Here is a 24,918-nt window from a genome sequence, read left to right as displayed (position 1 = left end):
GTCACGCCGGATCGCTTGAATGCGGCGGTCACCAGACGACGCACTTGTCCTCATGATCATTCGGGAGTCTCCGGATGTGAGAGGATTCCCGGCACTCTACGATGCGACGCGAGAATGGTCCTGAACGAAAGGAGAGGGTCTTGACGGGTTTGTCCGGGGTCCGCGGCGCATCCAAGACCCGCGCGATCCGTTCAAGGCAGCCGGAACGGCTCGCGGTAGAATGCCTCCGCTCGGCCCGCCGTCCCTTTCAAGGAGCGCCCTCCCGATGGATAGATGCAGTGCGTTGCGCCTCGCCGCCGCCCTCGTTCTTGTCGCCCTCGCGATGATCTCCCCCTCCTCCGCCGCCGCCGGCAATCCCCTGCTGGCGCCCTGGACGGGGCCGTACGGGGGAGTTCCTCCTTTCGACCGGATCCAGGTCTCCCAGTTCAAGCCGGCCCTGGAGGCCTCGATGGCCGAGAACCTGAAGGAGATCGACGCGATCGCGGCGAACCCGGCGACGCCCGATTTCGAGAACACGATCGCCGCCTTCGAGCGAGCGGGGCGGACCTTCACGCGCGTCAACACCCTTTTCAACATCTACAGCTCGACGATGTCGACGGACGATTTCCAGGCCGTCGAGCGCGACATGGCGCCGAGGCTCGCGGAGTTCGGCGACCTCATCACGCAGAACGCGAAGCTCTTCGCGCGCATCAAGGCCGTCTACGACGCGCGCGAGGCGGCGGGCCTCACGCCGGAGCAGAAGCGGCTCGCCTGGCTGGACTACACCACCTTCGTGCGCGCGGGCGCGAACCTCGCGCCCCCCGCGAAGGAGCGCCTCAGCGCGATCAACCAGCGCCTCGCGACCCTTTCCACGAGCTTCGGCCAGAACCTCCTCGCCGACGAGGCGAGCTACGTCCTCTTCCTCGAGAAGGAGTCGGACCTCGCGGGGCTTCCCGACCCGATCCGCGCGGCCGCCGCCGCGGACGCCGAGGCGAAGGGGAAGAGGGGGCAGTGGGCGATCACGAACACGCGCTCGAGCATGGAGCCCTTCCTCACCTACTCCGCGCGGCGCGATCTGCGCGAGAAGGTCTGGCGCACCTACTACAGCCGCGGCGATCACGGCGACGCCACCGACAACAAGAAGATCATCACCGAGATCCTGAAGCTCCGCGCCGAGAGATCGCGTCTCCTGGGGTACGCGACGTACGCGAGCTGGCGCCTCGAGAATACGATGGCGAAGACGCCCGAGCGCGCGATGGAGCTGATGGAGGCGGTGTGGAAGCCCGCCGTCGCCCGGGTCCGCGAGGAGGTCGCCGACATGCAGGCGATCGCCGACAGGGAAGGCGCGAAGATCGCGATCGAGCCGTGGGACTACCGCTACTACGCCGAGAAGGTGCGGAAGGCGAAGTACGATCTCGATCAGAACGAGCTCACCCCGTACCTCCAGCTCGAGAAGATGCGAGAGGCGGTCTTCTGGGCGGCCGGCCGCCTCTACGGCCTGAAGTTCACCCCGGTCTCGAGCGTCCCCGTCCTTCCCGACGTCCGCGTCTGGGAGGTCCTCGGCGCGGACGGGAAGCACGTCGGCCTCTGGTACTTCGACCCCTACGCGCGTCCCGGCAAGAACTCGGGGGCGTGGATGAACGCCTACCGGAACCAGGAGAAGTTCGACGGCGACATCAAGACCATCGTCTCGAACAACACGAACTTCGTGAAGGGGAAGGCCGGCGAGCCGCTCCTCATCAGCTGGGAGGACGCCTCCGCCCTCTTCCACGAGTTCGGCCACGCGCTTCACGGCCTGCTTTCGTCCGTCAACTACCCGTCCCTGTCGGGAACGTCGGTGCCGAGCGACTACGGCGAAGTCCCCTCGGAGCTGAACGAGAACTGGCTCCCGACCCCGGAGATCCTCGACCGGTTCGCCCTGCACTACCGCACCGGCCAGCCGATCCCGAAGGCCCTCGTCGACAAGGTGAAGAACGCGTCGAAGTTCAACCAGGGGTTCGCCACGGTCGAGTACCTCGCGAGCGCGCTCGTGGACATGAAGCTCCACCTCGCCGCGACCCCCGACCGCGACATCGACCCCGACGCCTTCGAGCGCGAGACGCTCGCCGCGCTCGGGATGCCGAAGGAGATCGTCATGCGACACCGCACGCCGCAGTTCTCGCACGCCTTCAGCAGCGAGGAGTACGCGGCGGGGTACTACAGCTACATCTGGTCGGACACCATCTCGGCCGACGCCTTCGAGGCCTTCCTCGAGAAGGGGGGGCCGTGGGACCCCGTCGTGGCGAGGAGCCTCGTCGAGCACGTCCTCTCGGTGGGGAACACGGTCGATCCGGCCGAGGGGTACCGCGCCTTCCGCGGGAAGGACGCGGGGATCGACGCGTTGATGCGCCTCCGGGGGTTCCCCGTCCCGGCGAAGTCGGCTTCGGGATCGTGACGGCGCTGCTGCTCTCGCTCGCGCTCGCGGCGGCGGTCCCCGATCTCCGCGTGGCGCTCGTCCGTCCGCTCGCGGGGAGCCAGGCTGATGACGGCGTATCGATCCTCCCCGTCGGCGATGACCTCCTGATCGCAGGCTACACGAGCGTCGGCGGCGACGACGCCGGGCTCCTGCTGCGGGTGAGCGCCAGCGGGGACGAGATCTGGCGCGCCTCCCTCCCCGGAGGAGGCGACGGCGCGGTCTGGTCGATTCAGCCCCTCGGGGACGGCACCTTCGCCGGAGCCGGTTGGACGAAATCGACTTCGGGAGATCTCGACGCGATGCTCGTCCGCTTCGACGCCGCCGGGAAGGTGATCTGGCAGACGGCGTACCCGGGGCCCCGGAAGGAGCGGCTCTGGTCGCTCCAGGTCACGGGCAAGGGCCTCCTCGCCGCCGGCGAGGCCGCCGATGCCGACGGGACGTCGAAGGGGCTGGTGATCCGGACCGACCTCGACGGCAAGGAGATAAGCCGCCTGACCACCGGGAGCGCGCCGTCGGAGAGGGACTTCTCGGTGCAGGCGCTCGATGACGGCGGCTACGTCCTCGCCGGCATGAGCGGCAGCGGCCCGAGGGAGGGGCCGGGCTACGACGCGCGGATCGCCCGCTACGACGCCACGGGAGAATTGATCTGGTCGCGCGCGTGGGGGGGCGCGGGGTACGACGTCGCGCACGACGTGCACCGCAAGGACGACGGCGGTTTTCTCGTCACCGGCTACACCGCCGCGGGTGACGGACGCGGGACCGACGTCTTCCTCCTCGAGCTCTCCGCCGCCGGAGAGATCGTCTGGGCGCGCACGTACGGAGGCGCCACAGACGATCGGGCGGTCCACCTCGCTCTCCTCCCGGGAGGGGGCGCCGCGATCGCCGGCTACTCGCAGTCCGCCGCGGGGGACTGGGACATCGTGGTCCGGGTCACCGCGGAAGGGGGTGAGGAGTCCTGGTCGCGGCGGTTCGGGGGTCGGGGCAACGAGCTCGGCCGATCGGTCATCGCGGCCCCGGGGGGCGGGCTCGTCGTCCTCGGCCACTCGCAGAGCTACGGCCCGCTCGAGCGGATCCTCCTCGTTCGCCTAGGCGCCTGAGCGCGTCTCGCGGCGCAGCGCGACGCGGTATCTCCCCGGCGTCCATCCGGTCGCGGCCTTGAAGACGCGCGTGCAGTGCGCCTGATCGGCGAACCCCGCCTGAAGCGCGATGTCCGCGAGGGGCGAGTCGCCGTTGGCGAGGCGTCCCTTCACGAACCCGACGCGCAGCTCCCGGACGTAGTCGCCGAAGGTGCGGCCGGTGTAGCGCCGGAACTCCGACGAGAGCCGCGCGGGATGGACGCCGAGGTCCAGGGCCACTTCGTGAAGCGTCAGTCCCCCCGCGAAGCGGTCGTGCGCATGGTCGATCGCGCGCGTGAGCCAGACGGGCGCTGTGCGCTCGGCGCGGGCGGCGCGCCCGGCCGACGCCAGCAGCTCGAGGGTGATCCCCTCGAAGACGAGCGTCGAGCAGGCCTCCGGCGCGGCCATCTCGCGCAGGAGGCGGCGCGCGAGCCACGCCCCGTCGTCGAAGGGAATCGCGACCGGCGTCTCGGGCAGGGTGACGAGCCCCTCGACGCGCCTCTCCCACTCGCGCGAGACCTCCAGCGTCAGCACGCGCCCGCCGCGGCGCGCCCCGACGGTCGTGTGGACGGTGCCCGCGGGGTGGAAGACGGTCAGGAACGGATGGAAGGGAATGCGCCGCCGCCCGTAATCGTTCTCCATCCAGCCGTCGAGCAGGATGCAGAAGAAGGACCGGAGATGCTCGTGAGCCGGAGCCCGGAGCTCGCCGGGGAGATCCAGGTCCCAGATCTCGAGCCCCTCTTCGGCGTGCCGGCCACGGACTGCGATCTGCCAGCTCTCCATCAGATCCTGGTTGACGCGCGGAACGTCTTCGGCTCGGATCATGGGGCCTCCCGGCCCCCCATACGCCGGCGGGGCGTCGATGTTGCGGAGGGACAGCCATGACGGCACGAACGGCGCTCCATCTCGCCCTCGCCGCAGCCCTCGTCACGGCGGGGGGCGCCGCGGCGCCGAAGGCGGAGATTCTCGGCACGTGGAGCGGAACCTCGGTCTGCGTGAAGAGCCCCGACTTCCCGAGCTGCACCGACGAGGTGGTCGTCTACGAGGTCCGCGATCTCCCGGACAAGGCGGGCTCGGTGCTCATGCAGGCCGACAAGATCGTGAACGGTGCGCGCGGAACGATGGGGGATCTCGAGCTGACGTACGCCGCGGCGGACGGCGCGTGGACGTACGAGCTGAGGACGCCGCGCGCCCACGCGCTCTGGAGCTTCACGGTGAGCGCGGGGAAGATGACGGGGACCCTCGTCGAGATTCCCTCGCGCAAGCGGATTCGGAACGTCCAAGCGGAGAGAACCGCGCACGATTCCGGAAGCCGGCGCGGCGCGTGACGGATAACGTGCCGATCGAGGAGGTGTCCGAAGCATGAGCGAGCGACGCATCGCATCCCTCGACGTCGTCCGCGGGGCCGTCATGGTCCTGATGGCGATCGATCACGTCCGCGTCTTCTCCGGAGTCCCCGCGGGCGGCCCGACGCCCGGCGTCTTCTTCACGCGGTGGATCACGCACTTCTGCGCGCCGGCGTTCGTCTTTCTCGCCGGGACCTCCGCCTTCCTTCACGGGCGGACTCTCGCGGGGCGGGGGGCGCTGTCGCGGTACCTGCTGCTGCGGGGTCTCTGGCTCATCCTCCTGGAGCTGACCTTCCTGCGCTTCGCGTGGACCTTCAACTTCGACTACGCGCACTACGCGCTCGCCGGCGTCATCTGGGTGATCGGATGGAGCCTCATCGCGCTCGCGGCTCTCGTCTTCCTCCCGCTCCCGGCCCTCGCCGCCTTCGGGATCGCGATCGTCGCCGGGCACAACTTCCTGTCGGCGTGGCTCCCGCAGCCGGCGCATGGGCCGCCGGCGGGAGGCTTCGACTGGATCCTGCGCCTCGTCTATTTCGGGGGAGGGATCCCGGTCGGGGAGGGGGAGCTCGTCGTCCTCTACTCGCTCGTTCCCTGGATCGGCGTCATCGCGGCGGGGTACGCCTTCGGCGCGGTGATGACGATGGATCGGGAGCGCCGCCGAAGGATCTGCCTCGGGCTCGGAGTGTCGATGATCGGCGCGTTCGTCCTCCTCCGCGCCTTCAACCTCTACGGCGACCCGAGGCCATGGGACGGCTCGGGCGCTCTCTCGTTCCTCAACACGACGAAGTACCCGGCGTCGCTCCTCTTCCTCCTGATGACGCTGGGCCCCGTCATCGCGATCGTCCCGGCCCTCGAGCGCGCGGACGATCGCGTCTCGCGCGCCCTCATCGTCTTCGGTCGGACGCCGCTCCTCTACTACCTCCTGCACATCCCGCTGATCCATCTCGCAGCCTGCGCCGTCTCGCTCGCCAGGTCGGGGCAGGTCGTCCCGTGGCTCTTCGAGAACCACCCGATGCGGAATGGCCCGCCTCCCGACGGGTACACTTGGGGGCTGGGCCTTCTCTACCTCGTCACCGCCGTCGTCGTCGTCCTCCTCTACTTCCCGTGTCGCTGGTTCGGCGAGAGGCGGATGAAGCGGCGGGAGGCCTGGATGTCGCTCCTGTGAGCCCCCCGCCGCACCCCGCGCGGCCTCACCTCACGGGCATGCCGTCGGGCTCTGCCCCGACGTCGCGTCGCGGCTCTGGCTCCCGTACGTCCCGGTGCCGCCGGGACAGATGTTCTGGCCGCGGAACATGAAGTACAGCGCCTGCTTCGGCGGCGGATTCGGGCCGGTGTACGTGTAGGACGCGGACGTCAGGTCGTTCGCGGCGCACGAGCCTCCGGAGAAGCTTCCCGAAGGCTTGAGGGCGGCGGCCAATCCCGAGAAGACGTCGTACCGCGTGCCCGATCCTGCGGAGAAGGACTGGTCCAGGAACGTGATCGTGAGACCTCCGGCCGCCGGCTCCGTCACGTCGAGGACGGTGACCGCGTCAGGCACCGCCGCGGCCGTGCGATCCATCGGCAGGCAGTCGCACGCGTCGCCGTGGCCGTCGCCGTCCGAGTCGGTCTGGAGCGAGTTGCCCATCGCCGGGCAGTTGTCGCAGACGTCTCCCACGCCGTCGCCGTCCGAGTCGATCCCGTTCGGATCGAACGTGGTCGGGCAGGTGTCCGACAGGTCGGGGATGCCGTCGCCGTCGGCGTCGGGGATCGGCGGCGGGGGCGGGTCGCCCGATCCCGGAGTCATCCACGGGTTCGCGCTCGACGTCGGAACCAGAGACGAGCCGACCGAGAAGGCGTCGAAGCCGCTGAAGACCGGACCGAGCGTGAACTCGAGGAAGTAGGCCCTCGAGCAGTCGGGGGTCACCCGCAGGCCGCGCTGCGCGATCTCCCCCGAGCCCGGCCGGATCATCCCCATCGCCAGCCCGTCGTCGTCGAGGAGCGTCACGTCCACCGACGCGCCGAGCGCGTTGAAGGTGATCTCGACGAGCTCGTTCGGATCGGGATCGGCTCCGGCGATGCAGAGCGGCACCGGGATCCGGAAGTGCGTGCCGGGTGAGCCGTTGATCCGCCCCGACATCGTCCCGCCGTTCGGGAGGAACAACTGCGTCGGGTTGTAGGGCGATCCGTTCAGCGAGAGGGAGTCGACGCCGAAGGCGTCGGTGTCGCAGGCGTCGGGGATCCCGTCGTTGTCGCTGTCGGGCTCGTACGGCGTCGGCGGCTTCGTACTCAGGTTGAAGGCCCCGTCTGCGACGAGCGGACAGAGGTCGCAGGCGTCCCCCATCCCATCGAAGTCGGTGTCCGCCTGCGTGGGGTTGTAGGTCGCGGGGCAGTTGTCGCCGGGCGCGCCGCCGTCGTAGATCCCGTCCCCGTCGGTGTCGGGATCGCAGGCGTCCCCCTTCCCGTTGTTGTTCCCGTCGTACTGGCTCGGGTTGTAGTCGAAGTGGCAGTTGTCCACGGTGTCGGGGATCCCGTCGTTGTCGTCGTCGGGATCGCAGGCGTCCCCCTGCGCGTCCCCGTCGTTGTTCGCCTGATCCCAGTTCTTCACGAACGGGCAGTTGTCGCTCCCGTCGGGGCGCCCGTCGTTGTCCGAGTCGTTGTCGCAGACGTCGCCGATCCCGTCGTGATCCTGGTCGTACTGGTTGGGGTTCCAGGTGTTCGGGCAGTTGTCGCCTGGGGACGGCACGAAGTCGCCGTCGGGGTCCTGCGTGTTGTCGTCCACGCCGTCGCAGTTGAAATCGCCGGGGCCGATCTCGACGGCGGCCCACGCGTCCTTGACGGCGCAGACGTCCTGGGACGTGAACCCGAGCAGGTTATTGTTCGCGAACGTCTGAGCGAGGAAGATCTCGTACGCCCGCACGTCGAAGAAACTTGCGGAGGACGGGACAATCCTCTCCGAATACCAGGCGAGCTTCCCCATCTTGTGGCGGCCGATCGCCTTCGTCAGGAAGCCCGGGCGGCCGTTGAACGCGTCGCCGGTCGCGATCAGGTAGTGGGCCTTGTTCATGATGCCGCTGTTGAAGTGGACGCCGCCGTAGTCGTTGCCCTGATTGGGGCTGTTGCTGAGCCCTCCCTTCGCGGAGAACTTCTCGGGCTGTCCCTTCTTGGACGGGGTCTGGAAATTCCGCACGTACTGGCCGGGAAAACCGAGACGGTCCTCCCCCAGGAGCCAGTCGGCCGGATCCATGTCAATCCCCGCCGTGTCGGCGAAGCTCTCGTCGATCGCTCCCGAGATGTTCTCGTAGACGAGCCCCGACGTGTGCCACACGATGCCGTGGTTGAACTCGTGGCCGAAGACGTCGAAGCTCGTCCAACCCGTCGCCGCGTGGATGTTCTGGCTGAACGGGACGACGTTCCACATGGCGTTCGTCGTGCTCTTGCTGTTGAGGATCAGCTCCGTTCCGTTGTCGTTCCCGCCGGTCCCCTGCCATCCGTAGTTGAGGCTGAAGAACTGGAAGACCCCCCAGATGTGCCACCAGGCCGTCGGCGCCTCGGCGTGCACCTGGCCGTTTCCGTTGAGGCCGTTCTCGTCGCCGAGATCGATCAGGTTGAACGGGAAGGACTGGCTCATGCTCCGGAGCTGGAGGTCGAACGACTCCTCCGCGTAGACGCGGTCGAAGACGATCTGGCCTGTGTGCGCGTCGCACATCACCTGGTGGGGTGCCGTGTCGTTGAGCGTGGCCGCCCACACCAGGTGCGCCCCGGGCGATCTCCCGAAGATCCGGCCGTCGAAGATCATCAATTTCGGATCGGCGAGCGAGGGGGCCGAAGGATCGCTCAGGAACGTCCTGGCGGCCGCGACGCAGGCGGCGGGTGTCGTCGAGGGATAGATGTCGAGCCCTCCCTCGGTGTCGAAGTCGGGGAGGACGGCCCCTCCGGCGGAGACGATCCGGGCGCCGGAGCCTCCCGAGACGGTGTCGGGCTGGACGATCACGCGGATCTCGCCGCCGAAGATCGGCAGCCCGCGGTACGCTTCGCGGAACGAGGCGACGTCGACCGGCCCTTCCGTGCGCACGTCCCGCATGATCCACTGCTGGTCGGGGCCGGTCTTCCCGAAGGCGGCGCCGTACGCTGCGAGGAAGTTCCCCGCCTGCTGGGCCGGTGTCGCGCCGACGGCCGGCACGTCGAAGGCGATCTGCCGGAGCGCCCCGCCGCTCGTGCTGCCGGTCAGGGGCGCCGCCGACGCGGCGCGGAGCGATTGATAGGCCGGAGGCGCCGGGTCATCGGACTGCGCGCGGACTCCCGGCGCAGAAACCAGAGCCATCAGGATCGCGATCGTCGGGAAACGCATCATCTTTCACCTCTTCGCTTGGCCAGTCTCGAGCTTTCGAACATCGACGCGGACTCTACCGTGAGCTGGCGAAGGGCGGCAGAGCATGAACATGCTGGATTCGCCGCCACGCACCCGGACCCGGGGACGAAGTGTCCAAGGAGATGTCATGAGACGCGCGCTCGGATTCGCGATCGCCTGCATGGGGGCGGCGGCCTGCGCGCCGGGTCCCCCCGCCGCGTGGACCGAGCCGCGCACGAGGATGGAGTTCGTCCTCATCCCCTCGGGCCGCTTCACGATGGGGACGCCGCGGAGCGAGCCAGGCCGCGAGGCTCAGGAGCTTCAGCACGACGTGACGCTCACGCGCCCCTTCTACCTCGGCCGCACCGAGGTCACGCAGGCGCAGTGGGCGCTCGTCATGGGATCGAATCCGAGCGCGTTCCAGGACTGCGGCCCGAGCTGCCCCGTCGAGACCGTGAGCGCCATCCGGATCGACACCTTCCTGGCGCGCCTCGACGATCTGGCCGGCGTGAGGTTCCGTCTGCCGAGCGAGGCGGAGTGGGAGTACTCTTGCCGGGCCGGAACGAGAACGGCGTTCGCAACGGGCGAGAAGCTCGACACGACGCAGGCCGGCTTCGACCGGGCGAGGCCATCCCCCGTCGCTTCGTTCCCACCGAACGCATGGGGTCTCTTCGACATGCACGGGAACGTCTGGGAGTGGACGGGAGACGAGATTTGCCCCTACCCCGAGGGCCCGTCGGTCGACCCGGTCGGCCGCTGCGCGTCGGACAGGCGCGTGATCCGCGGGGGGAGCTGGGCCTTCGGCGCCGACAGCGCCCGGTGCGGCCTGAGGTACACGCATCACCCGGAGGACTCGGGCTACAGTCTCGGGTTCCGGCTCGTGCGGGAGATCGCGCCTTGAATCGCGGTGGCGCCGGTGCTCTAGTGGTCCCGTTCGCCCGCCGCCTCAGAGGTCTGTGAATGCGAAGAACGCGCGTCACGCTCCTCGTCACCGCCGTGATGATCCTGGCTCTTTCCCATCCATCGATGGGGGGAAGTTCCCCACCGGATCGCTTCGCCCCGGGGTTCAACCTGCCCGGACGCGACGGGAAGGTCTCCCTCGACGCGCTCAAGGGTCGCCTCGTCTACGTCGACTTCTGGGCGTCGTGGTGCGCCCCGTGCCAGGCGTCGTTCCCGTGGCTGCAGTCCATCCACAATCGCTACGCGTCGAAGGGGCTCACGATCGTCGCCATCAACCTCGACAAGTTCCGGGACGCGGCCGACGAGTTCCTGAGGCGGCACCCGGCCCCCTTCCTCGTCGCCTTCGACCCCGCCGGGAGCACGGCCGCGGCCTACGATGTCGGCGCGATGCCGTCGAGCTACCTCATCGATCCGATCGGCAGGATCGTCCACGTCCAGCCCGGCTTCGACGCGCGAAAGACGGAAGAGATCGAGAAGCTGATCGAGGAGGCGCTCCCGCGATGAGAAGGCCCGCCCTTACCAGAGTCCTCTCGGCGGCGCTCCTGCTCGCCGCGTGCGCCGCGGCCTCGGGCTGCGCGGCGAAGAGGGTCCATCCCTGGGATCGCGATCTCCTCGCGCAGGTCCCGATGCGCCTCGTCCCCTACCCGATGCTTCACGCCGTGGACGACCACGTCTACTTCAGCAAGGAAGGGGCCACCGGCGGTGACGACGTCTCGGGAGGGGGCTGCGGGTGCAACTAGACGCGCCCCCCAGGACCCCGTCGATCCGCAACCGGCTGAGGCTCGCGGCCTGTCTCCTCCTCGCGTCGGGGGCGCCGGCCGTCGCGCCCGCGGCCGAAGCGTCGCCGGTCCGCCAGCTCGACCTCACCACGCTCCTGTACAGCGAGACGAAGCGCGTCGGCGTCGTCGAGCCGACGGGTCGCTACTCCAGCACGTACGCGGACGGCCAGTCGTTCTACCTTCAGTTCGGCGTGGACTCGATCACGGGCTCGTCGCCCACCGGCGCCAGCCCGAGCGGGCAGGCGCAGACCGTCACCAGCGCCTCGGGACACACGACGTCGCGCGCCGGCGACACGATCCCGCTCGCGAAGTTCCACGACACGCGCCTCGGCCTCGACGGCGGATGGGTGAGGCCGTTCGGGCTCTGGACCTCGACCCTCACCGGCCACTTCTCGCGGGAGAAGGACTACGAGTCGATCGGCGCAGGCGCCAAGCTGGCCGTCGATCTCAATCAGCGGCTCACGACGCTGACGTTCGGCGCCGGCACGAACCACGATCAGGTCTTCCCCATCGGGGGGATCACCGCGGGGCTCGCGGACCCGAACTCGGTCCTCGCGCCGACCTCGGAGCCCAAGCGCGTGACCAGCTACCTGCTCGGCGTCTCCCAGATCCTCTCGCGACGGTGGCTCGTCTCGGTCACCGGCTCGCGCATCACGGAGTCGGGTTATCTGACCGAGCCCTACAAGACCCTGAGCCTCATCGATCCTGCGACCGGCTTTTCGACCGCCGCCCTCACCGAGAAACGTCCGTCGACGCGAGCGCGCACGAGCGTGCTCCTCTCCTCGGTGTACCACTTCACGGAAGACGTCCTCTCGGCTTCGTACCGCTACTACACCGACGACTGGAAGCTCGGCGCGCACACCGTCGACGTCCGCTACCGCCACGACGTCACCGACAACGTCTGGCTCGAGCCCCACATCCGGTACTACACGCAGAACGCCGCCGACTTCTTCACGCCGCAGCTCGTCGCCGGCGCCCCGCTTCCCGACTTCGCGACGGCAGATATCCGCCTCGGCAAGCTCACCACCGTGACGGCCGGCGCCACGCTCGGGCTGCGTCTCGATCCGACCTCGGGCGAGTGGCGGTTCCGCGTCGAGTACGTCGGGTTCATGGGAGATCATCATCCCGCCGGGGCGGTGGGGATCCAGCGCACCTTCGATCTCTACCCGACAGTGAACACCGCCACGATCCTCGTCGACTACTCGCTGAAGTTCTAGCGGGCCGTGACGTGAGGACCGCTCGCGTCGAGGATTACCACGTCGGGCGGTTCCGGGCGATGGCCTCACCCTGCGAGGTCCTCGTCGACACCGACGACGCCGCGCTCGCCGATCGCGCGCTCCGCCTCGCCGAGGAGGAGGCCGCGCGGGTCGAGGCGAAGTTCAGCCGGTACCTTCCCGGGAACGTCGTCCACGCCATCAACCACGCCGGCGGGCGCGCCATCCAGGTCGACGACGAGACGGCCCACCTCATCGAGTACGCCGCCACGTGCCACGAGATGTCTTCCGGCCTCTTCGACATCACGTCGGGGGTTCTTCGTCGCCTCTGGAAGTTCGACGGCGGGGATCACGTGCCGTCCCAGCCGGAGATCCAGGAAGTTCTGAAACTCGTCGGGTGGCACCGCGTCTCGTGGTGGCGGCCGTCGTTCACGATGCCGGCCGGGATGGAGATCGACCTCGGCGGCATCGGCAAGGAGTACGCGGTCGATCGGGCGGCGTCGCTCATCGCCGCCGTGTGCGACGCGGCCTTCCTCGTGAACTTCGGCGGGGATCTCTTCGCCTCGGGGCGCCGCCGCGGGGGGCGGCCGTGGCGCGTCGGGGTGGACGATCCGTCGAAGACCGGCGAGGCGGCCATTCACCGGATCGAGCTTCCGGCCGGAGGGCTCGCCACCTCCGGGGACGCCCGGAGGTTCGTGATGTGGAAGGGGACGCGCCTCGGCCACATCCTCAACCCGAAGACGGGGTGGCCCGTCGCCGGGGCGCCGCGCTCGGTGACGGTGATGGCCGCGACGTGCGTCGAGGCCGGGACGCTGTCGACCCTCGCGTACCTTCAGGGGCCCCAGGCCCGGGAGTTCCTCAGGAAGCAGGCGGTGGCGTGCTGGGTGGTGTGAGGTCGCCTCGATTCATGCGCCCTGTGGAATACTCGCGCGCTCGCGCGCGCCACGCCACGACCTCACACGCTGGGAGGCACCTCTTGACCAGGCAAGCCCACGTCCGCATCGCGTCTGTCGCCCTCTTCCTTTCATGCGTTGCCGCGCCGATGGCCCGCGGGGCCGACGAGCCGGGGCGCGACGCGGTGTCGAACTCCGTCGTCAAGGTCTTCGCCACGCTCCGCCTCCCCGACCCCTTCAAGCCCTGGACCCGGCAGGCGCCGAGCGACGTGACCGGGAGCGGCGTCGTCATCGAGGGTAAGCGGATCCTGACGAACGCCCACGTGGTCCTCTACGCGGGGCAGGTCCAGGTCCTGGCGAACCAGTCGGCGGACAAGCTCACCGCGACGGTCGAGTCGATCGCGCCGGGGATCGACCTCGCGGTCCTCAAGCTCGACGACGAGTCCTTCTTCGCGACGCACCCGCCCCTGGCGCGGGCGACGACCCTCCCCGAGATCAAGGACGCCGTCATGGCGTACGGCTACCCCACGGGGGGCGACAGCCTCTCGATCACGAAGGGAATCGTCTCGCGCATCGAGTTCACGAACTACACGCAGTGGGTCTCGGGTCTGCGGGTCCAGATCGACGCGGCCATCAACCCCGGCAACAGCGGGGGGCCGGCCATCGTGGGCGACCGGATGATCGGCCTCGCCTTCAGCCGGCTCGGCGGGGGGACCGAGAACATCGGGTACATCATCCCTTGCGAGGAGATCGAGCTCTTCCTCAAGGATGTGGCCGACGGGCGCTACGACGGCAAGCCGGCGCTCTACGACGGCCTCCAGACTCTCGAGAACGATTCCCTGCGCGCCTACCTCCGCCTCGGCAAGAGCGCGGAGGGGATCGTCGTGCACGACATCTCGGGCGGCGTGCCGGACTATCCCCTCAAGGAGTGGGATCTCATCACCCGGATCGGCGACACCCCCGTGGACGACCAGGGGATGATCCAGATCGGCCCCAACCTTCGCGTGAAGCTCCAGTATCTGGTGCAGAAGGTCGCCCGCGGCGGGAAGATCCCGCTGCGGATCGTGCGCGAGGGGAAGGAGATCGACGTCCAGGTTCCCGTCGCGACGCGGCGGCCGTCGCTGGTCCCGGATCTCGAGGGGGCGTACCCTTCGTACTTCGTCTACGGCCCGCTCGTCTTCTCGACCGCGACGGCGCAGTACGTCGCCGGCGCCAGGAACAGCGGGCTGAGCTCCAACGAGATGATGCGTTTCTTCACGAGCCCGTGGCTCCGGCGGATGCTCGACCGGCCGGCGTTCGACGGGGAGGCCATCGTCATCGTCTCCTCGCCGTTCTTCCCCCACCGCCTGTCCAAGGGATACTCCAACCCCGTCACCCAGATGGTGACCTCCGTCAACGGCACGAAGATCCGGAACCTGGCTCACCTCGTGGAGGTCCTGCGCGACGCGAAGGACGAGTTCATCACGCTCGAGTTCGAGGGGCAGATGTCGGAGGCGATCGTCCTCCCGCGCGCGGACGCCTCTGCCGCGACGGAGGAAATCCTCACGGACAACGGGGTGCGCAGCCAGGGGTCGGCGGACACGATGGCGGTGTGGGGCGGGGGGAAGGGGAAGTAGGAGCGCGGGGCGGAGGGAGTCGCTACTCCCCGCTCTGCTGAATCAGCTTGGCCACCAACCCCGTCCACCCCGTCTGGTGGCTCGCGCCAAGTCCCCTTCCCGTGTCCCCGTGAAAGAACTCGTGGAACGGAATGTGGTCCCTCCACCGGGGATCGCTCTGGAACTTCTCCACATCCCCGAGCACCGGCCGCCGCCTCACCGGGTCCTTGATGAAGAGGCGCGTCAGGCGCCGAGACAGCTCCGCCGCAACCTCCCACAAAGGCAGCTCCCGCCCCGACCCGAACGGAAACGCCGCGGTGAGCGACGACCCGAAGTAGTGGTGGTACTTCTGCAGCGACTGGAGTCTTCCCGCCCGGGAGAGCTCCTCAACCAGGACATGTTCATCTGGGGCACGCTCAAGGGAGTCGGCAAGGTCTACGTGCAGGTCGTCGTGGACATGTTCTGCTCGCTCGCCTTCGCGAAGGTCTACACGTCGAAGTTCCCCATCACCGCGTGCGACTTCCTGCGCGAGCGCATGCTGCCCTTCTACAAGGCGATCGATGGCACACTCGGCGACGTTCTCACCGACAACGGCCGCGAGTTCTGCGGCAAACCCGAATCGCATCCTTACGAGCTCCTCCTCCCGATGGAACGCGTTGAGCACCGGACCACCCGCGCCCGCACTCCGAGAACGGACGAGTTCGCCGAGCGGATGAACCGCACTCTTCGCGACGAGTATCTCCGGCTGCAGAACCGGACGACCTCGTACACGGAGCCTGAGGAGATCCAGACACACTTCGACGGGTTCCTCGAGTACTAGAACACCCGGCGCTCGCATCAGGGCTACAGGCTCAACCGCCGCGAGCAGACTGAGGCGCTTCAGGAGGCCCTCGGGGTCAACGGGCTGCCGCCCTTCACGTCCAACACCTCGACCCCGTCGAAAAGCGGCGTGGTCGATCTTCTTTCGCTCAAAGAGGAGGTGACTCCGGAGCTCGCGGCGTGAGCCCTGGAGCGTCGGGTGTCGGAGAGACACCCAGCTCATCCACAACGTGCCGACTTCTACCGTCTACTCCATTGGGCCGACCAGTGGTGAACCAGGTACTCCTGCGCGCTAGCTGTCGGGTGGTCCACGTGACCCCGCCATCTGACCGACTCGATGACGCCAGTCTGAACTTCGACACAATAGCTCCCCGAACTCTCTATCCTTGATTTCCCTCCCCAACGATTCTGATCATCCCATACGGGGGGCTTCATAAAGTCCTGAACAAATTCGACACACGCAATACGCCTCCCGCGACTCATTTCGACTGTTGCCAACTTGTGCGTAGTCAACACATGCACTTCGTTGTCCAAGTCGCCCGACAACTGCCACCTGTCACCAATCGAGACCACCTTCGCCGCGAATCCAATTGGGAGACGAATCATCCAAAACGGACGTAACTCGGTCACGCGGCCATCCGAGGAAATCGTCATGCTGATCCCCGACGTGCGCTGTTTCTTGGCACGCTCTGCGTCATCTGACAACGGTGTCGGAACCGACGACACATCCAAACTACGCCATAGGCCCTCGCATTTGGTACCGATAGCATTCGCCGGGGTCCGATATTGGAGCGTAAGTGTCCCTCGCCACCTCTCTCCGCGCCCCTCTTGCGATGTTCCAATGGTCTCGCTCGCGTCGATGTCATAGGTTGTCATGGACCCGTCCGGCGGCGCAAATCGTAGCGCAATTCCCGACTCTGTCCCAGAAAGCAAGAAGACCCCGCTTGTGATCACCACCGCTAGTCTAGACAGCATTGACACCCTCCGGTTTCCCTCAACCGACTGACAGTCCCATAAGGCAACAACTGGCTTCGCAGTACACTCCCTGACCTCGGCTACTCGTCTCGCAAGTCAGGAGATCCGAGACCCGCAACTCCATGAAATGCCGGCAAGGCTACCGCGAGAAGCGCCGAGCCCGCAGTGGCGCAGATCGTAAAGCCAATCCGGATGTATGGAAAGACTGGAACGATCTGCAATCCGGAATAAGCAACGCAGAGTTGGATCAACGCGAGACCAAGACCCAAGCCGATCGCGACCCCACAACCAAGACCAATTAACCCCACGAGACTCCCGTCAGCAAGAATGATCAAGAACACTCGAGCCGGCGAAGCTCCAATGGCACGAAGCGTCGCAAGTTCCCTCTTTCTGTCCAAGATCGACAAGGTAATGCAGTTCCCTAGCGCAAGACAAGCCACAAGCAGACAACACATGGTGAGGGCTCGAATCTGGCCGAGCAACGCCTCGACCTTTCGAGTCTCGGTTCTTCGAAACTCGTCGAGTTCTTGAATCTGCAATTCACCATCCAACTGATCTGCATCGGACAGAGCGGCGACCACCGATTCCAGTCGGTCGCCACCGTTGAACTTTACCACGACGAAGTCAACCCGATCTCGAAGATTCGGAAAGTAGCGGTCGAGAAATGTTCGATCGACGTAAAGCTCTGGTAGCGGGCTGAACGAATCAACGACCGCTACGATGGGCACCGTTCTTGGACCAAGCGAGGTGCGTATCGTGATTGTCGACCCAGCAGTCAATGCATACTGCCGCGCTGTTGACGATGGCGCGATAACCCCCACTTCTTCTGTGACTCGTTGGAACGCATCCTTCGACCCTTTCAGAATCGGTAGCGCTGCGTATTTCGGAAGGTCTAACATGACAAAGACTGACAACAAGATCGGATCTCCGTCGACGGTCGCGGCCTCAACAAATGTCTGCGGGCTCACGAGAGACTTGGTTGCGGCCGCGACTGCTCGTGCGATCGCGCCTTGGTCGAATGGTCGTTGCGCCGTTACGGGCCCGGTGACGCCTCGTCCAATTCTCACGTCCCACCCGAGCGATCTCTCCATCCAGTTCCGCAGGTATGCAGAGAAGCTGGCCTCGAAGCATGCATGGCCGACCACGAAGCCAATGCAGATCGCGAAAACGCTAACCGTAGCGGCGTAGCGGCCGGGGTTTGCCCTCAGATTCGTGAGCGTGAGCTCGGCGATGGCGCCGTGCTTGTCAGTCACCGACGCGCCGAGAACGCCGGCTACACTCTCGATGAAAGACGTCGAGGCGATCCACACTGCGGTTGCCCCTCCTACGAGCGCTGCCGCGCCAATATCGACCTCTAGCCACCTCGGAAGAAGCGCTGAGTACCGAAGAATGCAGATGAAGCAGATCAACGACACTGCAAATACGGCTATAGCCACGCGAAGAGATCGTCGCCCGTGTGGCATAGGAGCGTCCAGTTGTTTATGAAGAACGCTCAAGGGCGACACCCGCAGAAGTGTGACTATTGGGACGACAGCGGCACTGACAGATCCGAAGAAGCCCAAACCGAACGCAAGCAGCAAGACTCCGCACGGTCGGTCATCGAACTGTGGAGAGACATCAAGAAGAACAGCGAGTTCCTGAAGCGCCACCTTGCTGGACAAGCGGGCAGCAATAATGCCGGCGGCGCCACCCAGCCCGCTGCCGATGATCGAGATCACAATCGTGTCAAGCCACGCAATGACTTGCAGGAATTGCCTAGACCCACCAAGGGCACGAACTATGCCCGCCTGCACGCGTTTGCGCCTGCCGGCAACGCTGACGTTTGCGTAGACTACAAAGGCTCCGGCCGCGACGGCGACGGATGCGGACAGGATTGCAAACAGTGAGAAACTGGCGAGTACATCTTCCACGAAACGTGTTCGCTGCGTCGGCTTGTCAACATAAGTCGATGGTGGCAAGATCGCTTGAATGGTTTGACGGGCAGCATCGAAGTTCACGGCTCTTCGTAGTACGATGTCGATTGCCGTGACTTCCCGACCGAGACCAGCAAGGTGTTGTGCTTTCGCGAGAGACACGAATGCGACCGCTCCATCATTGAGGCTCGCCAGGCCGATCGGACTGAGCACGCACTGAACGCGCAGGCTCTCCGCGCGTCCAGCCGCGGACAGGAGCACGATGTCGGACCCTGGAGTGGCATCGAGTTTATCGTGCAGGATACTTGAGATAAGTACCCAGTCGTCCTGAATAGCGGTAGGCAAGTTACCAAGCTTTGGGTGGTACTCGCGAACACCGAGGTCGGAGGGAAGCTCGATCCCGTAGAACTGCAGAGGTAGAACGTCCCCGTGCGCTCTCAGGTAACCAGAACCCCTGACGACGGGTACGGCAAGCGCCACAGCTGGCAGCTTCCGAATGCGATCCACTAGATTCCATTGGACATGCTCGCCTCCGACCGCAAATACCTGCAGGTCCGCCTTTCCGGCGGTAGTTGCGAAGGTGAGTTCGAACGATCGAACCATGTTGTGATTCACCGAAATCACGGCGATCGGGCCACACACGCCAAACATGATGCCGGCCACAGTTCCTAAGCTACGACCCGGGTCTCGCGCAACAAGCCCACTCACTAGAAGAATCGACAGGCGGGCCCGAGACAGCATGCCAGTCATAAAGTACCTACAACCCGTCCATCGAGAAGTGAAATGACACGCGACGCCACACGGGTTGCTGTGGGGTCGTGGCTTACAACAACCACGGCGCAGTGGCGTTCCCTACACAAACCTGCGAGGAGGTCCATCACGAGTGCACCAGTGCGAGAATCCAAATTCCCCGTAGGTTCATCCGCCAACACAATACTTGGATCGTTGGCCAAGGCGCGCGCAATGGCCACGCGCTGACACTCGCCTCCCGACAACTCCCCCGCAGGAAAGCTCGATCGACCCCCGAGATCGACGGAGTGCAGGAGAGTTTCGGATCGATCCCTCGCGACCTGCCATGCGACACCCCTGAGCAGCATTGGGACGGCAACATTCTGGGCCGCGGTTAACGTCGGAATGAGTTGGAAACTTTGAAATACAAAGCCAACGTGACGAAGACGGAACATCGCAAGCTCCGACTCAGTTGTCGGAAGTGGAACACCTCTATAAAGGACCTTTCCCGCGGACACGCTTTCAAGTGCACCCATGATGTAAAGGAGCGTCGACTTCCCGGAGCCGCTTCTTCCGGTGATAAGCAGCAACTCGTTCTTTATGACCGTGCACGAAATATCCCTGATCGCTTCGACGAGTCTGTTGCCGCTCCCATAAGTCTTGCTCACGTGATCGACGACAAGAATGGGCTCTGTCATAGACTCCTCGTCTATTCTTAACCTCTGCGAATCGCAAGACTCGAGTGCGCGAAGTAGTGTAGGCTACGAGGCGTACCATTCAGCCAGGCTCTTATGTCATCCACACCAAAGTCTCGTAAGTAGTCGGACGTGCTGCGGAACGACGTGACTCGAGTCACCGTCTCGCTGCCGGCCGCCTCAAAACACGCGGAAGCAGTGCTATCGATGCCGATCATATCGAGGAGCCCCTCGGTCAACGGGCTGTAGCTGAGACAGCATGAAAGACAATACAAAGCCGCTCTCGCCGCCACCAAGGGGACATGAATAGTGGCAACTGGCATCCCGAGGGCGTCGCATACGATCTCGACGATTTCTGCGTACGACAGTACGTCGGGTCCAACGATGTTTATTCCAGAGGACCTGGGAGCCGGGGAAAGGAGTATGAGATCGCAGATCTGGTCTACTACGTCCCCGACGAAAACTGGTTGGAACAGCGTCATCAAGGCGGGGCCCCTTGGAACGGGTGCCCTTCGAAGATACCGCATAGCGGCGGCGATCGCCGAGGGATGTTGGTCGCCCCGTCCGAAGATGATGGACGCGTGAAGCGTCGTCGCGACGAGGGGAGGTTCTGCCAAAAGAAGCGCCCCGCGGCGCTTCCAGTAGATGTAAGAGGCGTCGCTCGTCAAAGCGATATCCTGGGGAACGAGAGCGTCCATTTGAATGACGCGATGGACTCCCTGCGAGAGGAGCGCCTGTCTCAAGTTGGCGGCGCCGTCGTACAAAGTTCTTCGCAGCCGGTCCCTGTGGATCGTGGTGACGAGGTTGACGACCACGTCGCTACGCGCAATCGCAGTTGCCAGACTTCCGGGATCCAGCAGATCCACGTATGTGGGGTCGGCCCCGAGGCGGCGAATGAGCTGGGCGTTCCGAGGGTCGCGATACGAGCAGCGCACCACTGCATTGGTTTGGAGAAGTCGATGGACAAGATGGCCGCCGACGAAACCCGTTCCCCCGAGGACGGTGACGACCGGACCCGCCCTGAGGGAATTAGCCGTTGACGTCGTAGAGTGTGCCGCCGTGCTCATCTAGTGTCCTGCCTCTGACGCTTCTTTACAATGCCGGATCTTGCGCATGATTGTCGCAGCGCTCGCAGTCCAGATGAACGGTCGCGGGTTCCGGTTGTTCTCCCGGGTGTACTCCATGATCGCTAGGATGAGCTGGGGAACGCTGCGGAAGGTTCCTCGACGGATCCTCTTGCGGGAGATTTCTGCGAACCATCGTTCCACGAGATTCAACCAAGACGAACTCGTCGGAACGAAGTGGACATGGAACCTCGGATGCTCAGCGAACCACTGCTTCACTTCGGGGTGCTTGTGCGTCCCGTAGTTGTCCAACACGAGGTGGATCGCGAGGCGTCGCGACACCGCGCGATCGATGCGGTCAAGAAACTGCATGAACTCGGCGTGCCGGTGCTTCGGCTGACACGTTCCGATCACGGTGCCATCGAGGACGTTCAGCGCCGCGAAGAGCGTTGTGGTGCCATGTCGGATGTAGTCGTGAGTCTGCCGCTCGGGAAGGCCGGGCCGCAGTGGCAGCACCGGCGCGGTGCGATCAAGCGCCTGGATCTGGCTCTTCTCGTCCGCGCAAAGCACGACGGCCGTCTCCGGAGGGTTCAGGTACAGACCCACGACGTCGCGCAGCTTGCTGACGAACTCCGGATCGCGGCTCAGCTTGAAAGTCTTTACTCGGTGGGGGCGAAGTCCGTGCGCTTGCCAGATCCTTTGAACAGTCGCCGCACTGACTTTCTGCGCGCGCGCCATCGTCCGTGTGCTCCAGTGGGTCGCGTCTCTTGGCGTCGTGTTCAGCGTCGCGTTCAAGATCGACTCCACCTTTTGCGCTCCGACTCTCTTGCGGCGCCCCGGACGAGGCGCGTCTTTCAACAAGCCGTCAACACCGGCTCGCCTGTACCGGTCCCGCCACAGAAGAATCGTCGGTCGGGAGACCGCCAGTTCCTGCGCGAGCCTGTTGTTCGACTGACCCCGCGCGGCGCCCAGCACGATGTTCGCCCGAAGCACGACGCGTTGTGCCGTCTTGCCCGACCGAACGAGCGCCTCGAGGACCTCTCGGTCATGCTCGCTGATTCGCAGTGCTCTCGCTGGTTTCCACATAGTGCGGTGAAAGTAGCCTACTCTCGCCACATTGTAAAGCTATTTCTGAATCATGACACTAGTGCCATTTTGGGAGCAAAGGATGTGGGAGTCTGCTGAATAATCCGCGATGCCTGCCGATTCCAGCGGAAGGTCGGTCATCTCGCGCCACGCATCTGCCTCCACGCGCCGAGCAGATGCATCCCAGGCAGAAGCAATGCACGGAATCCCCGCAGCAGACCGAGCGGAGGCGGCACTGGCTCCAGCACTTCTCGGCGCGCCGGGAGGCCGCGCTCGGCGAGAATGGCCCGCGCCACCGACAACCCGCTTGCCACTGCGCCCTCCATGGAGGTGACATTAACCCCCGAACGACAATGGTCCCCGGCCAAGAACAGGTTGGGGATGGCGGTGTGCCCGGCCGTCGCGCGGTGCCGCCAGCTGCCGATCGAGTTGGCCAGTAGCGGAGTGTCGGTATTCAGGCGCAGGTGATGGCGGTCCACATCGGTGGCTCGGATCTCGCTCACGAAACTCCGCAGTTCGTCGATCACGCATTCCGCCGCCTGGTCGTGCGGAAGCGGTATTAGCGAGGCTACATCTCCGATGTTCAACGTGAGCACGGATCCCGGACAGCCACCCCAAGTCTGCGACACGTCGATGAAGGAAAGCGCATACCGGGACTCCGCGAGGATCACATGCTCCGGCGGCAGACCGGCGATGGGCCGGCGAAGATAGACCGTCATTGCGCCCATGGGAACCGATTCGAGTCGTGTTACGCCGGAGATCCGTGCGTCCTCGAGCAACTCCGGGTCCATGATGCGAGAAAGCACCCCGCTTGGCAGCGCGCTCACGAACACGTCGCCCCGAATCACCTTACCGCTCGCCCGCACTCCGTCAATTCTGGCCTGACCGTGCGATCTGCCGCTGCGCACCAGGCCATCCACGCGCGTGTCCAGCTCAATGCGGCAGCCGAGCGCGCGCAGGGTCCGCTCGAAGGGATCGATGAGCCCGCGCTGTAGATCGGCATTCAAGACTGAATACATTGGCACGCGGTAACGCAGCCAGCAGCGCACGATGGACTGCATGGTGCTGGCGGAGAAGCGCCCCGCGGGCGTGGCGATTGACTCCACCAGCATGGCGTCGGCGCCGCGGCGCACCCGACTGTCCCCATAGGAGCGGGTGGCCAAGAACCGATCGAGGCTCAAGTCGTCGAGCTCGGCGTCGTCGCAGTGCCCCTGACACGCCAGGTCGAGAAAAGAAAACACCAACAGCGCCGAGTCGCTCCAGGGCAGATGACCGGCGGCAAAAATGTTGCGCGGGATGCACGAGAGTCGCGTGGGCAGTAAGAGGGTCTGGTAGTGTGGGTAGAGGCCGCGCCGCAGCTGGTGAAGCCGGGTCATGTCCACCAAGTTGCCTAGGATCCCCAGCTCGTCCATCAAGCGCCGCGTGTTCAGGTACCAGGCGGGAAAGAAGTGATTGCCGTGTTCCTGGTAATCATCTCCAAATCTATCAGCGCCGGCCTTGCCACCGAGGCGCGGGCCGGCCTCAATCAGGATGACTTCCATTCCTTGGCGGACGAGCTCGTGGGCGGCCGTCATCCCAGCCAATCCGCCGCCGACGATCACAGTCCGGAAGGCGTTCAACGCCCGCGTACTCTTCTTGGGGCATCGGGCTCGGTTGAATCGCGGCGACGGGGGCTGATCGGGACCAGTGGCCTCGACGGCCCCAACGGCATGGGCGATTGCAGTCCGGGGGCGGGGGAGCGATGCCTCCCGAGTTGCCGCAACAGCGTCTGACACCACCAAGCGATCGCCGGCAGGCCATAACGCCCCACCGCGCCGAGCAGCATCGCCACCATGCTTCGTCGCCACGTGGGGTTCTGTCGTTCCAGCAGCCCCACGAAATCCAGGACGATCGAGAAGTCGTTCCACCCGCTGAGCACCTGTCGCGGATGGTAGGCGGCGAACAGTGGCAGATCGAACTCCTCTTCGGTAGTCATGCCGCCGAAGTAGTTGTGGCGCAGCCTCGCGCCGAGGATCTCACGCAACGCCGGCTCACCATAGAACTCGATCGACATCGTGCTGGCCCAGGCGCGCCCGAGCGGCGTCAATCGATAGCCTCCCGGCTCCGGCTCGATCAGCCTACGAGACGAAAACGAGCGCAGCTGGGTCGCGAATAATTGGTCCATATCCTCGCCGAAGCACTCGGCGAACCGGCGGCGATTGAAGCGGAACTCCTCCAGCGAGGCGATCATGAAGCGCTCCCGCTCTTCGCGCGGGGTGCACTGGTGACTCCATTTGATCCCGTGACCGGTGCCGCGCACCCGACCGATATATGCCTTGAGCCCGGCCTCGTTGATGAACGCTTGGCCGTCAATCACGCTATAGGCGGTTAGGCCGGCGCCCACAATGTGGACTGAGTGGTCGCGCAGGTCACTCTGGCTGTCGAGCAGCTTGTTTTCGAATCCCTCCCGATTCCACACGAACAGGTTTTTTTGCTGGTATCCCGATTCGCCAAGGATGCTCTCGGCAAGCAAGTAATTGAACGCCAAGACCCGTGGATCGCGTTCGCGGCGCAGCTCGCCACGCATCACCTGACGGTGAAGCGCGGTAGAATGCGCCATCACCGTCTCGTAGACGTCGAGCCCGGAAGGACGCAGCGCAACCGCCTGGAGCAAGTCACGCTTCCAGATCGCGCTAGTCTGACCGGGCAGGTTGAACATCATGTCCAGGTTGAAGTCGTCCAGTCCCTCGTCCCGCGCGGCGTCGAGACAGCCGCGGATCTCGTCGAGTGTGGGGGTGAGGTTGAGGACGCGGCGCAGTTCGGGATCAAAGGTCTGGACGCCTGCACTCAGGCGATTGAACCCGAGTGACCGCACGAACCGCATTTTGTCACGCGTCAACGTGCCGATGTGGCCCTCGAAGGTGGTCTGGGGGGCCGCCAGCGGAAAAACCTCGTGTATTAGCTCCATGATCTGTTGAAGGTGGCGATCTGTCGT

The 24,918-nt window shown here is 65.5% G+C and carries 20 protein-coding genes; 11 read left to right on the top strand and 9 right to left on the bottom strand.

Features of this window, described 5'->3' with window-relative positions:
- The first annotated feature begins 265 nt into the window (after positions 1-265).
- Both HY049_10675 and HY049_10670 read left to right on the top strand, forming a co-directional pair.
- A complete protein-coding gene (locus tag HY049_10675; protein ID MBI3449365.1) occupies positions 266-2,413 on the top strand; it encodes a M3 family metallopeptidase in 2,148 nt (715 codons plus the stop codon).
- Complete coding sequence (locus HY049_10670) at positions 2,410-3,531, top strand: hypothetical protein (GenBank protein ID MBI3449364.1); 1,122 nt, start codon at positions 2,410-2,412, stop codon at positions 3,529-3,531. The genes HY049_10675 and HY049_10670 overlap by 4 nt, the downstream gene beginning before the upstream one ends.
- Here HY049_10670 and HY049_10665 read toward each other — a convergent pair.
- Positions 3,520-4,374, bottom strand: coding sequence for a helix-turn-helix domain-containing protein (locus HY049_10665; GenBank protein ID MBI3449363.1), 855 nt, complete (start codon positions 4,372-4,374; stop codon positions 3,520-3,522). The genes HY049_10670 and HY049_10665 overlap by 12 nt on opposite strands.
- Before the next feature lie 56 nt (positions 4,375-4,430).
- Here HY049_10665 and HY049_10660 point away from each other — a divergent pair, with 56 nt between their 5' ends.
- Positions 4,431-4,877, top strand: a complete 447-nt coding sequence (locus HY049_10660) for a hypothetical protein (protein ID MBI3449362.1) — start codon at positions 4,431-4,433, stop codon at positions 4,875-4,877.
- A gap of 34 nt (positions 4,878-4,911) precedes the next feature.
- Complete coding sequence (locus HY049_10655; protein ID MBI3449361.1) at positions 4,912-6,060, top strand: DUF1624 domain-containing protein; 1,149 nt, start codon at positions 4,912-4,914, stop codon at positions 6,058-6,060.
- Between the two features lie 30 nt (positions 6,061-6,090).
- On the opposite strand, the gene HY049_10650 is transcribed toward HY049_10655, so the two are convergent.
- A complete protein-coding gene (locus tag HY049_10650) occupies positions 6,091-9,225 on the bottom strand; it encodes a thrombospondin type 3 repeat-containing protein (GenBank protein ID MBI3449360.1) in 3,135 nt (1,044 codons plus the stop codon).
- 145 nt (positions 9,226-9,370) lie between these two features.
- Between HY049_10650 and HY049_10645 the strand changes: the two genes are divergently transcribed.
- From HY049_10645 to HY049_10620, 6 genes are all read left to right on the top strand, one after another.
- The gene (locus HY049_10645) at positions 9,371-10,123 is read left to right on the top strand and encodes a formylglycine-generating enzyme family protein (protein ID MBI3449359.1); all 753 of its coding nucleotides are present in this window, start codon (positions 9,371-9,373) and stop codon (positions 10,121-10,123) included.
- 98 nt (positions 10,124-10,221) lie between these two features.
- Positions 10,222-10,686, top strand: a complete 465-nt coding sequence (locus tag HY049_10640) for a TlpA family protein disulfide reductase (GenBank protein ID MBI3449358.1) — start codon at positions 10,222-10,224, stop codon at positions 10,684-10,686.
- Complete coding sequence (locus tag HY049_10635) at positions 10,683-10,922, top strand: DUF4266 domain-containing protein (protein ID MBI3449357.1); 240 nt, start codon at positions 10,683-10,685, stop codon at positions 10,920-10,922. Before HY049_10640 ends, HY049_10635 begins: the two co-directional genes overlap by 4 nt.
- On the top strand, positions 10,913-12,178 hold the full coding sequence (locus tag HY049_10630; GenBank protein MBI3449356.1) for a DUF3570 domain-containing protein: 1,266 nt from the start codon (positions 10,913-10,915) through the stop codon (positions 12,176-12,178). The genes HY049_10635 and HY049_10630 overlap by 10 nt, the downstream gene beginning before the upstream one ends.
- A 59-nt stretch (positions 12,179-12,237) precedes the next feature.
- Positions 12,238-13,068: an FAD:protein FMN transferase gene (locus HY049_10625; protein ID MBI3449355.1), complete on the top strand. Its 831-nt coding sequence runs from the start codon at positions 12,238-12,240 to the stop codon at positions 13,066-13,068.
- Between the two features lie 83 nt (positions 13,069-13,151).
- A complete protein-coding gene (locus HY049_10620) occupies positions 13,152-14,684 on the top strand; it encodes a trypsin-like peptidase domain-containing protein (GenBank protein MBI3449354.1) in 1,533 nt (510 codons plus the stop codon).
- Positions 14,685-14,706: 22 nt separating this feature from the next.
- On the opposite strand, the gene HY049_10615 is transcribed toward HY049_10620, so the two are convergent.
- Positions 14,707-14,943, bottom strand: coding sequence for a hypothetical protein (locus HY049_10615; GenBank protein MBI3449353.1), 237 nt, complete (start codon positions 14,941-14,943; stop codon positions 14,707-14,709).
- A 117-nt stretch (positions 14,944-15,060) separates the two neighbouring features.
- On the opposite strand from HY049_10615, the gene HY049_10610 reads away from it, so the two are divergent.
- Positions 15,061-15,483 carry a DDE-type integrase/transposase/recombinase gene (locus tag HY049_10610; GenBank protein ID MBI3449352.1) on the top strand — a complete coding sequence of 141 codons (423 nt, stop codon included), beginning with the start codon at positions 15,061-15,063 and terminating at the stop codon, positions 15,481-15,483.
- 1,054 nt (positions 15,484-16,537) lie between these two features.
- On the opposite strand, the gene HY049_10605 is transcribed toward HY049_10610, so the two are convergent.
- The 6 genes from HY049_10605 to HY049_10580 form a co-directional block, all read right to left on the bottom strand.
- Positions 16,538-19,033, bottom strand: coding sequence for an FtsX-like permease family protein (locus tag HY049_10605; GenBank protein ID MBI3449351.1), 2,496 nt, complete (start codon positions 19,031-19,033; stop codon positions 16,538-16,540).
- A gap of 83 nt (positions 19,034-19,116) precedes the next feature.
- Positions 19,117-19,797 (bottom strand): ABC transporter ATP-binding protein, encoded by a 681-nt coding sequence (locus tag HY049_10600; protein ID MBI3449350.1) that lies wholly within the window; start codon positions 19,795-19,797, stop codon positions 19,117-19,119.
- Between the two features lie 17 nt (positions 19,798-19,814).
- The gene (locus HY049_10595; protein ID MBI3449349.1) at positions 19,815-20,861 is read right to left on the bottom strand and encodes an NAD(P)H-binding protein; all 1,047 of its coding nucleotides are present in this window, start codon (positions 20,859-20,861) and stop codon (positions 19,815-19,817) included.
- Positions 20,862-21,944 (bottom strand): IS630 family transposase, encoded by a 1,083-nt coding sequence (locus HY049_10590; protein ID MBI3449348.1) that lies wholly within the window; start codon positions 21,942-21,944, stop codon positions 20,862-20,864.
- A 137-nt stretch (positions 21,945-22,081) separates the two neighbouring features.
- Complete coding sequence (locus tag HY049_10585) at positions 22,082-23,563, bottom strand: FAD-dependent oxidoreductase (GenBank protein MBI3449347.1); 1,482 nt, start codon at positions 23,561-23,563, stop codon at positions 22,082-22,084.
- Positions 23,560-24,918 (bottom strand): radical SAM protein (locus tag HY049_10580; protein MBI3449346.1); only part of this gene is annotated, 1,359 nt, incomplete at its 5' end. The genes HY049_10585 and HY049_10580, both read right to left, overlap by 4 nt.

This window comes from Acidobacteriota bacterium (assembly GCA_016195325.1).
Classification (GTDB): Bacteria; Acidobacteriota; Polarisedimenticolia; order JACPZX01; family JACPZX01; genus JACPZX01.
The sequence above is the reverse complement of the archived record's forward strand: the minus strand, read 5'-3'. Positions and strand labels throughout refer to the sequence as shown.

Excerpts from the sequence above, each read along its gene's own strand:
- HY049_10645 (MBI3449359.1), top strand. The coding sequence starts at position 9,371 with ATGAGACGCGCGCTCGGATTCGCGATCGCCTGCATGGGGGCGGCGGCC.
- HY049_10650 (MBI3449360.1), bottom strand. The coding sequence starts at position 9,225 with ATGATGCGTTTCCCGACGATCGCGATCCTGATGGCTCTGGTTTCTGCG.
- HY049_10590 (MBI3449348.1), bottom strand. The coding sequence starts at position 21,944 with ATGTGGAAACCAGCGAGAGCACTGCGAATCAGCGAGCATGACCGAGAG.
- HY049_10600 (MBI3449350.1), bottom strand. The coding sequence starts at position 19,797 with ATGACAGAGCCCATTCTTGTCGTCGATCACGTGAGCAAGACTTATGGG.
- HY049_10665 (MBI3449363.1), bottom strand. The coding sequence starts at position 4,374 with ATGATCCGAGCCGAAGACGTTCCGCGCGTCAACCAGGATCTGATGGAG.
- HY049_10625 (MBI3449355.1), top strand. The coding sequence starts at position 12,238 with ATGGCCTCACCCTGCGAGGTCCTCGTCGACACCGACGACGCCGCGCTC.
- HY049_10675 (MBI3449365.1), top strand. The coding sequence starts at position 266 with ATGGATAGATGCAGTGCGTTGCGCCTCGCCGCCGCCCTCGTTCTTGTC.
- HY049_10635 (MBI3449357.1), top strand. The coding sequence starts at position 10,683 with ATGAGAAGGCCCGCCCTTACCAGAGTCCTCTCGGCGGCGCTCCTGCTC.
- HY049_10610 (MBI3449352.1), top strand. The coding sequence starts at position 15,061 with ATGTTCATCTGGGGCACGCTCAAGGGAGTCGGCAAGGTCTACGTGCAG.
- HY049_10595 (MBI3449349.1), bottom strand. The coding sequence starts at position 20,861 with ATGAGCACGGCGGCACACTCTACGACGTCAACGGCTAATTCCCTCAGG.
- HY049_10660 (MBI3449362.1), top strand. The coding sequence starts at position 4,431 with ATGACGGCACGAACGGCGCTCCATCTCGCCCTCGCCGCAGCCCTCGTC.
- HY049_10640 (MBI3449358.1), top strand. The coding sequence starts at position 10,222 with ATGATCCTGGCTCTTTCCCATCCATCGATGGGGGGAAGTTCCCCACCG.
- HY049_10655 (MBI3449361.1), top strand. The coding sequence starts at position 4,912 with ATGAGCGAGCGACGCATCGCATCCCTCGACGTCGTCCGCGGGGCCGTC.